This window comes from Tenacibaculum profundi (assembly GCF_057162725.1).
The window spans coordinates 1,345,633-1,362,001 of sequence record NZ_CM169894.1; the positions used below are offsets into that span (position 1 = coordinate 1,345,633).

Annotated in this window: 8 protein-coding genes; 3 read left to right on the forward strand and 5 right to left on the reverse strand. The window is 31.1% G+C overall.

Annotation, left to right across the window (positions count from 1 at the left end):
• Positions 1–8 precede the first annotated feature (8 nt).
• The 4 genes from AC2GW8_RS05375 to AC2GW8_RS05390 are packed head-to-tail and all read right to left on the reverse strand — an operon-like array spanning position 9 to position 11,578.
• Positions 9–8,861, reverse strand: a complete 8,853-nt coding sequence (locus AC2GW8_RS05375) for a LamG-like jellyroll fold domain-containing protein (protein ID WP_440881754.1) — start codon at positions 8,859–8,861, stop codon at positions 9–11.
• An 8-nt stretch (positions 8,862–8,869) separates the two neighbouring features.
• Entirely contained in the window at positions 8,870–9,430 is a 561-nt protein-coding gene (locus AC2GW8_RS05380; protein WP_440881755.1) for a hypothetical protein, read from the reverse strand.
• On the reverse strand, positions 9,414–10,598 hold the full coding sequence (locus AC2GW8_RS05385; protein ID WP_440881756.1) for a hypothetical protein: 1,185 nt from the start codon (positions 10,596–10,598) through the stop codon (positions 9,414–9,416). Before AC2GW8_RS05385 ends, AC2GW8_RS05380 begins: the two co-directional genes overlap by 17 nt.
• Positions 10,599–10,618: 20 nt before the next feature.
• Positions 10,619–11,578, reverse strand: a complete 960-nt coding sequence (locus AC2GW8_RS05390) for a hypothetical protein (RefSeq protein WP_440881757.1) — start codon at positions 11,576–11,578, stop codon at positions 10,619–10,621.
• A gap of 1,134 nt (positions 11,579–12,712) precedes the next feature.
• On the opposite strand from AC2GW8_RS05390, the gene AC2GW8_RS05395 reads away from it, so the two are divergent.
• From AC2GW8_RS05395 to AC2GW8_RS05405, 3 genes are all read left to right on the forward strand, one after another.
• Positions 12,713–13,279 carry a PAS domain-containing protein gene (locus AC2GW8_RS05395; protein ID WP_440881758.1) on the forward strand — a complete coding sequence of 189 codons (567 nt, stop codon included), beginning with the start codon at positions 12,713–12,715 and terminating at the stop codon, positions 13,277–13,279.
• A 68-nt stretch (positions 13,280–13,347) separates the two neighbouring features.
• Positions 13,348–14,445 (forward strand): FIST signal transduction protein, encoded by a 1,098-nt coding sequence (locus tag AC2GW8_RS05400; protein ID WP_440881759.1) that lies wholly within the window; start codon positions 13,348–13,350, stop codon positions 14,443–14,445.
• Complete coding sequence (locus tag AC2GW8_RS05405; RefSeq protein WP_440881760.1) at positions 14,445–15,599, forward strand: sensor histidine kinase; 1,155 nt, start codon at positions 14,445–14,447, stop codon at positions 15,597–15,599. The genes AC2GW8_RS05400 and AC2GW8_RS05405 overlap by 1 nt, the downstream gene beginning before the upstream one ends.
• On the opposite strand, the gene AC2GW8_RS05410 is transcribed toward AC2GW8_RS05405, so the two are convergent.
• Positions 15,596–16,336: a Dph6-related ATP pyrophosphatase gene (locus tag AC2GW8_RS05410; protein WP_440881761.1), complete on the reverse strand. Its 741-nt coding sequence runs from the start codon at positions 16,334–16,336 to the stop codon at positions 15,596–15,598. The two genes, AC2GW8_RS05405 and AC2GW8_RS05410, sit on opposite strands and share 4 nt — an antisense overlap.
• Positions 16,337–16,369: the final 33 nt, after the last annotated feature.

The following is a 16,369-nucleotide window of genomic DNA, read 5'->3' on the forward strand; positions in this document are numbered from 1 at the left end:
CCCTTTTCCTATTCAATAATCATTTTTCTAGTAACCATTTTATTCTTTGTTTCTAATCTAAAAAAGTAAACACCAGACCTAAACGAAAGGTTCAAGTTATCCATTCTTAACTTCAGTGAATGTTTAATTTTTCCTTTTGCTCTTTTAGAAAATAATGTTTGTATTTTTTGACCAACAACATTGTATATACTAACCTCTACAAACTGATCTATTGGAACCTGAAAAACTAGTGTACCATAGCCCTTTGTCTGATTATCTATATTTTGTTCTAAAATATAGTCTTTATCTTCAAGTACAGACCCTGTAAGCTTTTTTGAATACAATAGAGTATAGGGTGATTCAACATTTCCTAAAGATTCTTTCTTAATGAATGGCAGATGGTTATCTAAATCAACTATCTTTTTGCCATCATATAGTTTAAAACTTACAGCCTCTCCTTCATTTCCTCCAATACCCATGAAATATTTATATTCCCCATCAATAAGCAAAGGCTTTGCTATGCCTCGAACTTCTCCATTAACAAAAGCTCCGATAGTGTAATCCTTATTTACATCAATATCAACTGACTCAATTTTTGCGGTCAAATACATGAAATTCAAATAGATACTTCTATCAACTTCCCAATTTATCTTGGTTGCTTCTCTTATATAATCTTCAGAAATATCTAGAGGTTCTTCTCCAATACTTAGAATTGCTCTATTAGAAATACCTGCGTAATTTAGTATTCCTTCTTTCGCTGCTTTATACAGATAACCTAAACCAGGTGTAAGATGAGTCAAATTGCCTTGCCATCCTTCCTTTGTATACTCTGCATAATAACCTCTTCTTTTTATTCTATCTCCAATACTGACCATTTTTGCATTTAAAGAACGTAACGCAACGGGTATCGTTCGTAGATCATTAGGAAAATATGGTATCCCTACTTCCTTATGATTGCCCTCTATTTTTATATTCGTTTCTAAGGGTACCAATACTCCTTCAACACTCACCAATTTTGACGAAGAAGAATTTATAAGATATGCTTTTCTTACATCTAAGAATTTTATTCTTTCTGAAGTAGTTATAAATGAACCATCTCGCGCAACACGGGCTATTAGACTAGCACTTTCTATATTCCGTATCTCATCTCCCATCTCTAGTCCTTTTATTGAGCTTAGTGATAGTTTCATACCTGAATCATTATCTCTAACATTAAAACTCAACTCTTGATACCCCTTAACTAGCACAATTCTTCTAGCGATTCGTTTTCCTACTGTAAATCGAACTGGTCTAGTAATTGTACCAATACTACTTCTATAGCTATATGAATATTTTTCCTTAATCTGCTTATACTCCATGCATTCTGACGCATCCCAAACACTAAAACTAAGTGCTCCAAATTCTGATGGATTACCAGAAATGCTTAAATTTACAAGACCGTTAGCCCCTACATTAGCTTGACCTCTATACTCTCCATTAATGTAGGCTATAATAATATCTCGAGTATCTGCAGATTTTTCTTGATCAAAAAATAAGTTTCCTGTAATAGTCATCTCACCATAATAATCATTAACATTAAAACTATCTTCAAAATTAGGAGCAGGGCAAGTTACATTTACCTCTAAATGAAAAGCCTCTATACCAATTGGACTTTCTTTGTTCTCCTCTATTTGGAAAACTTCAATATAAATATCTGTACTATGAATACCAGGATTTAAATGTGGCGCTATCATAAAGTCTAGCTCTCGTTCTACAAATCCAGCTGCTAAACTTTGATAATTATTCTCCTCAACAGCAACTCCTCTTTTAGCAACTGTAAGCCACGATGGCAATTGTTTAAATCGATATTTTACAGCAGTTCCTCCCTTAGAATTATTTAAATCTACAAATGAAATTTTAGTTCCTTTACCTTGTTCTTGATAAATACTCAAATTATTTTGACTCCAATGGATGGTGTTTTTATTCACTACAAATGACCACGATTTCCCTGCTATTTTATTTTCATAAGGGTCTTCTAATCTTTTATTTAATACCATAGCTGTAATCTGAGCTCCCTCTACAAAATTAGCTTCAAATGTGGGTAATAAGTGAACCTTCGTATCATTATCTGATACAATAACTTTAAATTGTATATCCTTTACAATTTTACCAATATCTAGAGGAGCTGCTCTATTAATCCCTCTAACAAAACGTAAACCTTTTTGAGTTGTTCCATGAGCATTACCAGTAAAGTCACGAATAGCCTCATCTGGAGCACCATTCGTTCCTTCTAATGCATTATCATTAAAAACAAAATAAGCAACAAGATTTGATTCATTACCTATTAACTGTTTGTCCATCTTAGATACAATTTCAGATGGTGAACGGGCTACCTTCCAGATACGTAATTCATCTAGTATTCCTATAAATGAATTTCCTCGGACTGCTTTTGCTATTTCAATAGGTTCTTCATTTAATTTCAAATTCGTGATGGATCCAGAACCAACAGAAACCCCATTATAGTATATTGTTATTGTTTTTTTTCCATCATAAACGATCGCTAAATGAGTCCAATTAAATGGTTGTAATATTTCCGTACTCAACACAGTACCATTCACTGCCACTTTACCTTCACCGGTTAATGATACATTATAATTGCTCCCTTTTTTTAAAATAGGTACTGTATGAAATCTCTTAGGTAATGAACTTGGGTTAATCCATGTTTCTATGGTAAACTCAGCATTATCCTCTAAATTAAAATCTGGCTGATGAGGAATTATGACTTCATCATTTACTTCTCCAAACTCTGCTGATATTAAATCTTGCGTTGTTCCTGCAAAAATCCCTCTCAAAGAAAAACTACTATTTACTGCTGTATGTGGATTAATAGGCTCATTAAATTCAGCCATAATATCTCCTTGTGACAATACCCCTCCATTTTGAGGATTTGTATTTATAACTAATGGTGGTTCCGTAGATACTACTCCTTCAATAAATCTTGTTGGATTCTTTTTACTACCTGGCAAGCCATCATTAAATTTACCACAAACAGGAACTATTCTGAAACTATATTCTCCATCTGGTAAACCCGAAAAGTCGGCATTATAAGATATATTGCCTTGAGTATCCATATGATCTTTTAAATCTTTTAAAGATAGTTCTATTAACTGATGCGGTTTATTATTTCCTAACATCGCGTATTCTAGCACAATCGAAAATGTATCATCAACCTGGTTATTAAACACCTCTGAAATTCGAAATTTTAATTCTAACTTGTTATCACTTTTATTATTAACAACCCAGTTATCAAGAGGCTTATCTAGCTCTATTTCATCAACACAGTTACCTGTAAAATGAGCGGTTAAAGAAACTTTATCAAATTGTTTTACCGCTACTTCTTCATATTCATCATCATTATATAATGAATAGCATGAAGCCAACACCATAATATCAATATTTTCGTAAGAGATTTCTTCTGGTGCATCAATTCCTCTTGTAATCTGTAGTATTAACTTTTCTTCTTGTTTAACTCCTACTGGTGAGTGTTCATCATTAGGAAATCTTACAGGATAACTTAAACCATTTAACAATTGTTGCCCATTAACATATATCTGTGCACCTTTTTGATTGGTAGTCCCATTAATATTTAAATTGTAACTTTTAAAAGTATTATCCCTAGCTACCTGAGTATTACGAACTGTTAAATGATATAAAATAGACTCCTCTCCTGCACCATATTTAACAGCATTGTCAACTACGATTTCAACACCTTCTCTTGGTACCGTCCCTGACTCAAAAGGACATTTACTCTTTCCTCCTACCGTGAAAAATATAGGAGTATCATACACCTTATCTCTTCTAATACGTACACTAAAATGGTCTCCAACATCACTATCTGTTAAGGTAAAACTATCAACCCTAGAGTTTCCTTTTTGTGTATCATCACTACCTTGAATAATTGCCATTGCTTTGATATCTGTTTTAAAACCGAAAGATAATCCTGCAATATTAGCTGTAGTGTTAATGGTTGTTCCTCCTCCAATATGAGAACCTCCTGAATTTTGTGTACTTGACTCATTACTTCTCGTTAACGTATAAGTGGTTGAAGTTCCCCCGCTAAAAGAAACTTGAGAATCTAACTGAGTGATAGAAGTTCCCATACCCTCTCCTACTGTCTCTAAATCAGACGTTGTATCTGTGAATGAAATTGTGTTATTTTGGAAATGATCTAGTTTCTCTTCTCTTGTTTTTCTTTTAATTATTTCTTGCCACCTTTTGACTTGATGCATATAATCGGCAATACTTTTATCCGTATTCTTCGATTTAACATCAATATCAAGCCTATCTATGGTGGATCTAAGATCAAGTAATTTTCTTATATTAACTTCTTCTTGACTTGGAGGAAACAACTCTTCATGTCTTTTTAATATCTGAACCTGAAGACCCGGAATAATATTCTCCTCTATACCATGACGAGTATAAACAAAAGGGGTTAGCTCATCTGCCGTCACCACCGTTTTTTCGTAATCAATTCTTGGTTGGCAATTGTCATCTATAATCAATGTTTTTCCAGTACCAAATGTTAAAACTTTAGATAGCCCAATAAAAATATCAGCATCTTCTCCTGTAATGCTTGATGAAGAAGATGTTTTTATAGCTTGTTCTAGAGAAACACTCGTTCCATTTCGACCAGTATGCCTATAGTTGAAATCTGCATTTATATTCCCTCTAAACTTTGATTTTTGTAATGCTACTGTGTTTATAATCCCAGTCCCCACTCCAACTCCCATAGGTGCTGCAAGTGCTAAAGTAAGCATCTGAACTTCAACATCAGACCCTGTAGTCACTGATGTTGAAGTAACTACATCGGTTCCTGTAATAACAGACTTACCAAAAGAAAATGTTGCCCCTCTTGCCAGCGTAGAAGAACTACCATCTCCTGGAGGATCATAAAGAATAAAACCGACGGTAGGATCTTTTAATGTAAAATCTTTATTTCCTCTTTGACTTCCGGTTATATAAGCTGTTTTTGACAGTGTTGTATTTCGATTTTCATGACTTACTGAAACAGATAAATTTCTTGTAAAATCATCTATAAAATTTGGATTTCCTACAAGGGTTAAAAAAGATTTTTTTCCGTTTACCTCCGTTTTTCCATTTGCTGAAGCAAAAATCATGTCACCACTTAAGTCAATTTTGGCTCCCTCCACAGGGCATACGCTTCCTTCATACTCTTCGAAAACAAATACTGAGGCTAAAATACTTTGCCCCGCTTCTAATTGATAAATATTTTTATCGTTACCACATATTGGGTTTATTTTTTTGGTTTTTAATTCTGAAAAAGATTCCATTGCTTTTAATTCCTCTGGTTTTACATCATAAAGGACTAATTCAACTTTTAAATCATTTCGATAAGGAAAATCATAACTTTTATTTCCAGTTTGTAAATCAATTATTGAAGACTGTATGGCAACACCTTTACTCACATTATTTATTTCAACTCGATATTTACCAGGTAATAAATCATGAATTGTAAAAAGATTCTTTTCTTGATTAAAATCGTTGATTGTTATCGATCTTTCGTATTTAGGATATAAAACATCTGTTCTTTGAATTATACCTGTCCAATCTCCTAAACTATTATCACATGGAATGGTAATATTCCCTACAAATGAACGTCTGGTAGTATTTTCAAAATTTATATTAGCAACTGGTTCAAGTAAATTAAATAAATATTCTTGTTGATTTATTGGATTGATTAGACCAGAACTTTCCTTACTTGGGAATGCTACATAGTCAAAATCAAATTTTCTTATGTACTGTGAACTTGATTCCTGATTAAAAAATGCTCCTTCATGTAAAAAAATATAATTATTTTCTTGATTTTTAAGACTTGCCAAATTTACAGCTCTTGCGCCTATGTTATGTTCAAAACTATAAGAAAGCTTTAAGTGACTTATATCTTTACTTAAAATATCTCCATTTTTTATTTTTTTAATTTCTTTAGGTGTGTATTGGGCATTTCGAAACTCTAAGATATCCAAATTGGCTAAAGAGTAGTTTATCATTTCTTTAGCCGGACTATAACTAGCTCCTAAATAGACCTTACTATCTATCTTTTTATCAGAATAAGGTACTGTCTGGTAATCATCATTTACCCAGAAACCTAAAACATGGTTATAAGAATCTCTTGTTATTGCGAAAAATGTATATACTGAATTCCCCTCTATCTTTTTAGACAAGAGCTTTTTTTCTCCAGAAATCAATCGTAATTGCTGATTATTGTGTAATTCTAATTTTAAATCTCCCCATTGTAATACCGTTTGGATTTCTGGTATTTGTGATTTTCCTTCAGTGCTAGGAATATCAACATCTGGTTTAATAAAACCTGACCATGTAAATCCTTTATTAGCTTCAATAGATACGTTTTCTTTGATTTCTGCGTAACCATCATTTTTAAAATCTAAACTTACTCGATCAATCGCAATATTTAAATCCTCAAACTTTGGTTGCCCTACAGAGATCACATGTTTTTCTGGTGAAGCTGAAATTGTAAAAATTCCTTCATTATTTGTTCTTACAAGAGAACTTTCTTGTGTACTAGTTACCTCTGAACCATCTAATTTTATTCCTGTATTTTTAATGGTAGGAAATTCAACATCCCCTTCGGGACCTTTTACTACATAGACAATTTTTCCAGAAATATCATATGATGAATTGTTCGTAAAATCAGTAGAGAGTGGTTCTTTGAAAATCAACTCCCTTGGAATATTTTTCACTCTAGAGGTTGGAACAAATTCATTATTCGGTTTCGATGGAATGATTCGATACTCAAAATAGGTACTTGAGTGTTTGATACTTTGACGACCAGAATTTAAGCTTGTAAACCTATACCTTCCCTCTTGATTGGTATATACCCCATAAACAATAGGAATATCAATTGAACCAGTTCCCTCTTCTTTCTTTACTATCGGCTGTGGACGTAATAATATTTCATTTGTTGAAACCCCTTTATACCTGCCTAAGGTTTGTGCTGCTTGGTTATAGATGTTATGTTTATCTCCAATATCAAATCGATAATAAGCTTCTAAGTTTGGAAGCGCATTATCGCCTAAAATGATGTTCCAATATTTATGAATTTCTTCAACGGACTTTTTTACTTTCCATATTCTCAACTCATCCAATTCATAAGGGTTCTGTAATGAGCTATTTAAAAAATACCTAGAAACTGTATTTAAACTTACTTCGAAAGAGGTTTGAGAAGCCCCATTCGAAGTAAGAGGATTTTCTTTATTAGTAGGTTGTTTTTTCCCTCCATCTATAAAGATAGCTCCACCGTCAGGACCAAATGTTAATGCATAATGATGCCAGTTGGTGTCATTCGGCTTAGAAGCCGACATGTAAATAGTTGATTTATTATCTGTTTTAGAATCTTTTGAAAACAACTGAATTTCCTTTTCGGTCATACGAATCTCCATTTCGCTAAACTTAAAAATAGTGTTAGTAGTTGATTTAGTATTCGGAGTTCTATACCAAAACTCGATAGTTCCCTGGTTATTTAATTCTTCGAATAAAGAAACCTCATTGAACATTATAGGTGTGCTTTTCTTGGAAAAGAGTAAGGAGTTTCCTGGTATTTTACGATCTTTTTGAAATGAGGTCGCTGTTACAAGAACATTTTGAGAAGCAACATGTTTAGGTGTTTCAATTTTACCGTTAACCACTCCGTTTGCAAATACAAAACCGTTATCTAACCCTGGTTTACTATCAGTAACTCCCTCAGCGACAACTTGGTATTCATACAATTCGTTTGGCAAAATTGCTCCATCTTCAAAACTTAGGTAAGAGGATACGGTTGTGTTAGAAGCTGGTTTATGCGTTTTTAAATAAGTAAAATTACTAAAGGAATCTGATAGATTCCTCCGACTTATAATGTAACTCTTAGCTCCTAAAATATGGGGCCATCTTAATTTTATGATTGCTTTCCCTGCAGCATTTTCTCCATCCCCATCAGATGCTTGAAGTAATACATCTTTTAAACTATAGATTGGATGATCAATATTGGTTCTTAATTCAGCCAATATCAAGTTTTTTTCTCCTTTAACTTTTATTGAGCTAGTTACTTTTGCAGCTTTTGGTATGCTCGTATTAATAGCAGACGTAATTATATTATACCAATTAATTTGTTTCATTGGTAAAATGGATGCTTGTTTCTCAACAAAATTTCCATCTGCATAAGCAACTACCAAACCGTTACTGTTCAAACGCTCTAGATTATTTTGATTTTCATTAAAATACGTCAACAACCTGCTTTCTCTTATTTGTTGAGCAGTACGAAGCTTGCTCCATCCTCTGTATTCTGCAATATTCAATTGATTATCATGAGTTTCTGTAAAAAGCATGTTTCCTAATTGAAAAGAGCTATTTAAGAAAGGAAGTTCAGCTTTTCTATTTCCATCAACATACAATTTTAAACTTGAAGCTTTAAAACTTATGGCAATATGATGCCATTGATCATACCAAAAGCTTTCATCTTTACTTAACACAATGGCTTTTGATGTATTGCCTATTTTTAACTGTAGTATTCCTTTTTCTCCTGCTAACGAAAACTCCTTTTCACCTTCTTTTAAATTAGAATACAACCATTTACCTTCTCTTTTTTTATAGGAAGCTAAAGATTTATTATGAACTTTCATAACCCAGAATTCAACGGTTGCCTGATCTTCTACACCTTGATTTATCAAATGAGTAGTAAGATCATTTTGAGTATCAAAATAAGTTATATATTGGTTATTTCCATATAAAACTAGTACTGGGGGTCTAGACTGTGCTACTCCAGTTACAGTTATGAGTAGCAAGCAATAAACCATGTAAACTACGGTGAGATTTCTTTTTATATTCATAAGTTATTTTAAAAAACATTAACAATTTGTTCTAAACGAAAAGAAAACTTTTGATTATCTGCACCTTTAGCACCAAGCCTATTTGCAATAATAGCACGTTCATTCTCTTTTTTGATGGCAAATTTATTTTTGACGATGGTTTGAAGGGTAATAATACTACCATCAGTTTCTCGATTCAGTACAAATTCCCATTTAAAAGATTCCAGGTTTGAATTCTTTGTAATTTTATCAAAGGTGACTTCGTTCGTTTTGGAGTTTGCCTTTAGAAAGAATTCTGGTGCTTTTGCAGAAGTTATAAAAACGTGCCCTTTTTCATTTGGTACACCATACAAGATAAAAGCGTCTAAATAGCCTTTTACTCTGCTAAACTCGTTAGAAGATACTTTACTTATTTCAGCTAAATTTGTTTTAGTGTTGTGACATAAAGCTTTTTTTATTTTTTCGTTATGGCCTTCATAAATAAATCTGTAAAGATTCGTTTCTTGAGCAACTAAAAAAGAATTAAAACAGCAAAAGCAATAGACTAAGGTAGTCCAAAAACAATTTGTAAAATTATTTGTTAGTTTCATACCTCTTTTCTATTTGAGTTAAACGTTCTGCTAAAAGTTTGATAGCTTCTTTTTGTTTGGTTATTTGCCTTTGTTGTGCAATCGTATGCTCTTTTTGTTTGGTTATTTGCTTTTCTTGTGCAATTGTATACAGTGTTAATTCTTCTACCTTTTCTACTAACATTGTATTGATAAAACCAACATCCATCCCTTGCTCAACAACCTCTTTTTCAGAAGGTATTTTTGGTAAATGTTTATGTTTCTTTATAAAAGAAGCTAATTCATTCAGTGGCATTAAAGTATATTTGCTATTAAAAACATAATCTGGAAAAGAGGTTATATTCAACCGAACTTGGTTTAGAGATAGTACACCATCTTGAAGCCTAGCCATTTCCTTATTTTGGCCATTTTTGAAAGAAATAGCATCTTGATTAGCATTTCCTTTACCTGGAGAAATACTAAGATTCCCTGAGGATTCAATAGCACTATCGAAGTTTAATCTTAATACGCCATCTTTAAGCTTGGCCATTTCATTATTTTGACCGTTTCTGAAAATAATAGCATCCTCGTTAACCCTACTTTTACCCGGAGAAATATTAAGCGCTCCTATAGATTCGATTCTACCATTGGAGTTCAATCTAAATACGCCATCTTTGAGCTTGGCCATTTCATCATTTTGGCCATTTCTGAAAATAATAGCATCTTGATTAGTATTTCCTTTACCTGGAGAAATACTAAGGTTCCCTGAAGATTCAACTGCACTATCGAAGTTTAATCTTAATACGCCATCTTGAAGCCAGGCCATTACCTGATCCTCACTGTTTTTGAAAGAAATAACATCATCACCAGTTTTATCAACATCTGGATATAACCGTATGTGTCCATTACTCATATATTGTCCACCATCTACACGGATATTATGTCTTTCCAAATGGATTGCTTCTTGTGGCTCTACATTCCCCCAGCCTAGTGGCTTATAAAACCTTGTATATTTTCGATTAAAATTAGCTAACATTTGATTATATGAAAACAGTTGAACCCCCTTATAGTCACTACCTTCTCCTCTTACATCTGCTTGTATTACAATCGTCTTACGGGAATGCCATATTTGTTGGTCTTGCGCATTTAAATTAAATGATAGTATTCCTATTAGTAAAAGGAAAAATGATTTTAAAATTGGTTTGTTCATCTTTATAGTTTTTATTGGTATTACTTTTTGGGTTCATTACCTCCCTCTAATTCGTTTAATCGTTCTTCTAATAATTTGAGCTTTCTGTTTTGAGCTATTGTATAAAGGGTTAGCTCCTCTACTTTTTCTACCAAAATTTTATTGATAAAACCAACATCCATCCCTTGCTCAACAACCTCTTTTTCAGAAGGTATTTTTGGCAAATGTTTATGTTTCTCTATAAAAGAAGCTAATTCATTCAGTGGCATTAAAGTATATTTGCTATTAAACACATAATCAGGAAAGGTTGTTATGTTTAATCGGATTTGATCTAAGGTCAACGTTCCATCTTGGAGTTTTGCCATTTCCTCATTGTCTCCATTTTTAAATAAAACTATATCATTTTGAGAATTTTCTTTTCCTGGACAAATACTTAGAATACCTTTAGACTCAATAGCACTATTAAAATTTAGTGTTAACACTCCATCTTGGAGTTTTGCCATTTCCTCATTTATACTGTTTCTAAAAGAAATAGTATCATCACCAGAATTATCAGTATCAGGGTGAAGCTCTATAGGACCCCAGCTCTGATATTGTCCCTCATCCACACGAATATTTCTGTTACTCAAATGAAGTCCTTCTTGCGGTTCTATTCCAATACCTATTTCAGAGTTAAAGATCCCTTTACCTGTAACTTTGATATCTCCATAGGCACTAATTTTCTTAAAAAAATAAGATTCATCCTTAAAATAACTTTTGTCTTGAGTAATTACTTCTTTTAAAAAAAAGTTTTTTACCTTGAAGATTGTATTTTTTGGGTTAAAATCAGCCAGTTGCTTATTTTCTGCAAAAAACCTAATTCCTTCTAATCCTCCTTTTCCATCTGTATCAGCTTTTATATCAATACCCCTTACTGTTTTGATTTCGTGTTGTGCTTTTAAAGAAAATGATAGTAATCCTATTCCTAATAAGTATACTAATTTTGAAAGTGTTTTGTTCATTTTCGGATTGTTTTTATGTTTAGTTAATAACTTCTAAAGACCATCAAAATATGGCATAAAAAATCAAGCCCATATTGTTATAAAAACATATAGGTATTGACAGTTTTTGACTAGATTTGCTATAGCCTAAGAAAATTTTAAATAACGATTGTAAGGGCTAATCGAGTCTTGTAAATTAATTATCCACATTAAATATATTGTCCGAGATACAATATGACTTTATAAAGTTTGTTAGACTCAAATAAAATGTTGCCCTTTAATATTTATTTTTTAGATAACCGATTTTTATCTCTTTGATAAAACATACGTTATCTTTTGTTAATTGAAGTTTTTGAAAGATCAGACATCAACTATGTAACTCGCAAGTAGAAAATTTAGTGCTTTTTTGAAATTATTTTCTAACATCTTTTCAAGGCCTGCAATAATGCTATTTATTTTATTTATTTCAAAAAAAGTTAGGTGTATTCTTCTTATATGGAACCCTGATGACTTTAAAATTAATTCGTTCATTTGTAGATAGTTTTTATGTTTAGTTAATTGTTTTTACATTAAAGTACTAGGTCATTTTTTTGACAGTTTTGCGAAAAACCATAAAACTTTCTAATTAACCTCTATTTAATTGGTATAAAAGTTTATCACAAAAGTAAAAGACCTATAATATTTTTAAAATCCCTTCAAATCTTTATATTTCAATATGCTATTACATTTTTAGGCTAAAAAAATTAGAATTTGCTAGCTAGATTTATTGAAAGCTAAACCTAAATTATATAGTAGATTTTAAAAATCATTTCTATTAAATTCATTTTAACCACACTACAACAAACTCCTTAAAAATCCTTTAATATCAAAATAAAGTTACACATTTATTAATAAATTTATAGCCCTTTTAAATAAATATCATGAATATTTTTTTACTAAATAAAAACACTTTCTTTTAAATCCTAGTTAACAAACTAGTAATCATCAATTAAAATCTATCAATTTAGTATTTTGTAGTTTCAAATAAATAATATACCGGATAAAACAGAAATGAATTCTTTACAACCAAAATATTGACTGGCTTAAAAGATCTTTTTCTCTTCTTCCTAGTAGATAAAAAAAGTTTTAGTACTTTTAAAACCAAAAGCAAAAAACATGAAGAAAAGCATACTGAATATGAAATCTTTGGATATTTATTTATCTTCTCTTTCAAAAGAAAAAGTTAATCAAATTATCAACTTCCAAGAAAGCGATGATAGTCCCAATTTGAATTTACTATCCTTTGATGTTTACCTTCAAAATTTTCATCAAATCAGAAATCAAATTTCACGAAATAATGACATTCTTACCGTCAAGAACATGTCTAAGAAATATAATTGGTCAAATGATTTGGATAGTATTTTTAAAAATAACAGTTTCGAAGCTCTTGTTCTTACAGATTTATCAAAAAGAATAGTTTGGGTTAACACTGGCTTTTCTGAAATGACAGGGTACTCTAAAAAATTTGCTATTAACAAAACGCCGAGGTTTCTGCAAGGTAGCCATACCTCTCAAGAAACCAAAAAAAGGATTCAGCAAAAATTACTTCTTGGTACTCCTTTCAAAGAGGTTATTATAAATCATAAAAAAGATAAATCTACTTACAAGTGTGAAATTAGTATCTTCCCTCTAAAAAATAATTTTACTACACACTTTTTAGCACTAGAAAAAATAGCTTTATAAAAGTCAACGTACTGTTTTACAAATATTAATTTATATTTTAGTATATTTCATAGAAGAAATATTCTTTTATGCTAATCAATTCTGAAGATCCGTTTAAAATTACACGGCTGATAAAAAATTATGTAGGTGAAGACACTGCGCTTATAACAGTTGGAGAAAAAACAAATGTTGATATCCATAAACTTATATATTTTTTAAACAAGCAATCTATTAATTTTATTGGTGGAATTTTTCCAATGGTTGTATATCAGAATGATGTTAACGAAAGAGGCATTGTTATTCACCGTTTAACTAGTGTAATTAATATTTCCACGATAAAAAACATTAGTCTAAAAAAATATACAATACCGCCTATAGATTTTGAACCAAATAACAATTATAGTTTAATTACTTTTGTTGATGGCTTGACATCAAATATTTCAACTTTTCTAAGCAACTTATATGAAAACTATGGAATGCAAACAACTTACTTTGGAGGAGGCGCTGGTAGTTTGAGTTTAAAACAAAAACCATGCGTTTTTTCAAAAAATGGATTTTTTGAAGATGCGGCAGTCGTTTGTGTGAATAAAATGAAATCAAATATTGGTGTTAAACACGGTTGGAAAAAACTAGACGGTCCCTTTATTGTAACAAAAGCTCATCAGAATACCATAGAAGAAATTAACTGGGAAAATCCTTTTTCTACATATAAAAAAGTAGTTGAAAAGAATGCTAATAGAAATTTCGACGATCAAAATTTCTTTGAATTAGCTAGTGGTTATCCACTAGGTATTATCAAAGAAGGAGCAGAACATATTATTAGGGATCCTCTATCTGTTAAAGATGATCGTTTTCTAATCTGTGTAGGTCAAGTTGAAGAAAACACAATGGTCAATATTATGAAAGGAGAAAATAAATCCTTAATTAATGCTGCAAAAATTGCTACAGAAGAGGTTGTTAATCAAACAAAAAAAGCAAAAAATGCCATCATAATTGACTGTATATCTAGAATTTTATACTTGAAAGATGACTTCAAGTATGAATTAGAGTCTGTTTCTAAAACCATAAAAAATAAATTTCCAGATATTCAAGTATGTGGTGCATTAACATTAGGAGAAATCTCATCTTATGGAAATGGATATATAGAATTCTATAATAAAACCATAGTGGTAGGCTTGTTTGAATAATGGAAGAAAATAATCAAATACTTGATATACTACGCTTATATGAATATTCTATGAGTATTGGTAAATCACTTGATTATTCTGAAAACTGTGAACGTTTCTTGCAACTACTTTTAAAAAGAAAAAACTTAAACGCTTGTTGGATATTAAAACTAATAGATAAAAACTTACGAACAGAATACTCTATTCCCTTTGGTGAAATTAACCAAAAACAAGAAATTTCAAAATGGGCTAATGATTACTTAGAAAATATAGATCAATACACTCTTGAAGAATATCATTTTTTATTCAATGAATTATCTACAATACCTATTGAAAATGGAACTATCGCTGTTATAAGATTAGATACAGACACTTACCTTTTTCTCTATTCAATTAAAAATAACCTTTACCGAAAAGATTTGAATCAGTTAATTCCTGTAATTAATAAATTTTCTATTACGATAAAAGCGTGTGAGGCTCATGATAACCAAAAGATATTACTAAAAAAATTAGAAGAACGTAACGAAGAGCTAAATAACTATGCACACATTGTTTCTCATGATTTAAAATCTCCTCTAAGAAATATGGACGCCTTAGTCTCTTGGTTAAAAGAAGATCATATCAAAGATTTTTCTGAAGATTCTTTGAAATACATTGAATTAATAAGTGAAAATATAAGTAGAATGGAGTCTCTTGTTAGTGGCATATTGGAATACTCTACAATAGGAATCAAGAATTTTAAAATGTCAAAAATAGATTTAAATACTATTTTAAAAGACGTTATTAATCATATTTACATACCAAAAAACATCAATATTACTGTATTAGATGACTTTCCGTCTGTAATTGGAGACACCCATAGGCTACAACAGTTATTTCAAAACTTAATAAGTAATTCTATTAAATATAACGATAAGGAAGCTGGTGAAATTGAGGTTGGCTTTATGAAAACTGATGAAACATATGTTTATTACGTTAAAGATAATGGTAAAGGAATTGAAGAAAAATATCATTTAAAAATATTTAATGTTTTTCAGAAATTGGAAAGTGACAAAAATTCAACAGGCATCGGGCTTTCAATTGTTGAAAAAATTATTGATAGATACGGTGGAAAAATATGGTTAACCTCCAAATTAAAAAAGGGAACTACTTTCTTCTTTACACTAACTAATTAACCGCACCCCATCTTTAAATCACAATACCAAAACTTTGAGCTATGCGTTTTTTTATCTTTTTGATTTGGTTTTTTAAAACAATTATCATTATCATCAAGAAGTGGATAGGATTTTAATACTTTTTCTCCTATCTCAAAGTCTATCGCTTTTGAAAAAATTGGACCGTCAAAACAGAATGTATGAAATTCTCCATTTTCGCCACATATATCTACATTTTCAGGCAACTCTTTTATAAACTCTTCATCAATGATTCTTCCCACAAATTCTTTCCCTAATAAATCCGCATTTACACAAACTGTAATTGCTTTAAATCCTAAACTTAAAAACTCATTTAATAATGTTTTTGTGTTTTGCTTCCACAAAGGATACACCCCAAGGAGTCCAGCCTCTTTTAATTTTAAATCTCTGTAGTTTCTTAGATCTTCTAAAAAAATATCGCCAAAAACGGCTTTATAAAATCCCTTTTCTCTTAAGCAAGTCATTTCTTTATCCATTACACCTTCATAAGTTTTCATGGTTACATTTGATGAAAAATAAATTTTATGTAATGCTATTCCAATGCTTTTTGCTTGTACCTCCAATAAACTTTCGTGTAAACCATGCATAGAGACTCTCTTATAATCTCTATTCATGCTTGTTACTAATTTATCTACCTTTATTTTTTTTTCTTTTAAAACTTTATATAACGCTAATGCTGAATCTTTACCTGAGCTCCAATTAAAATATGCTTTCTTCATGTAATTAAAAAATTTCAATCAATAATAAATGAG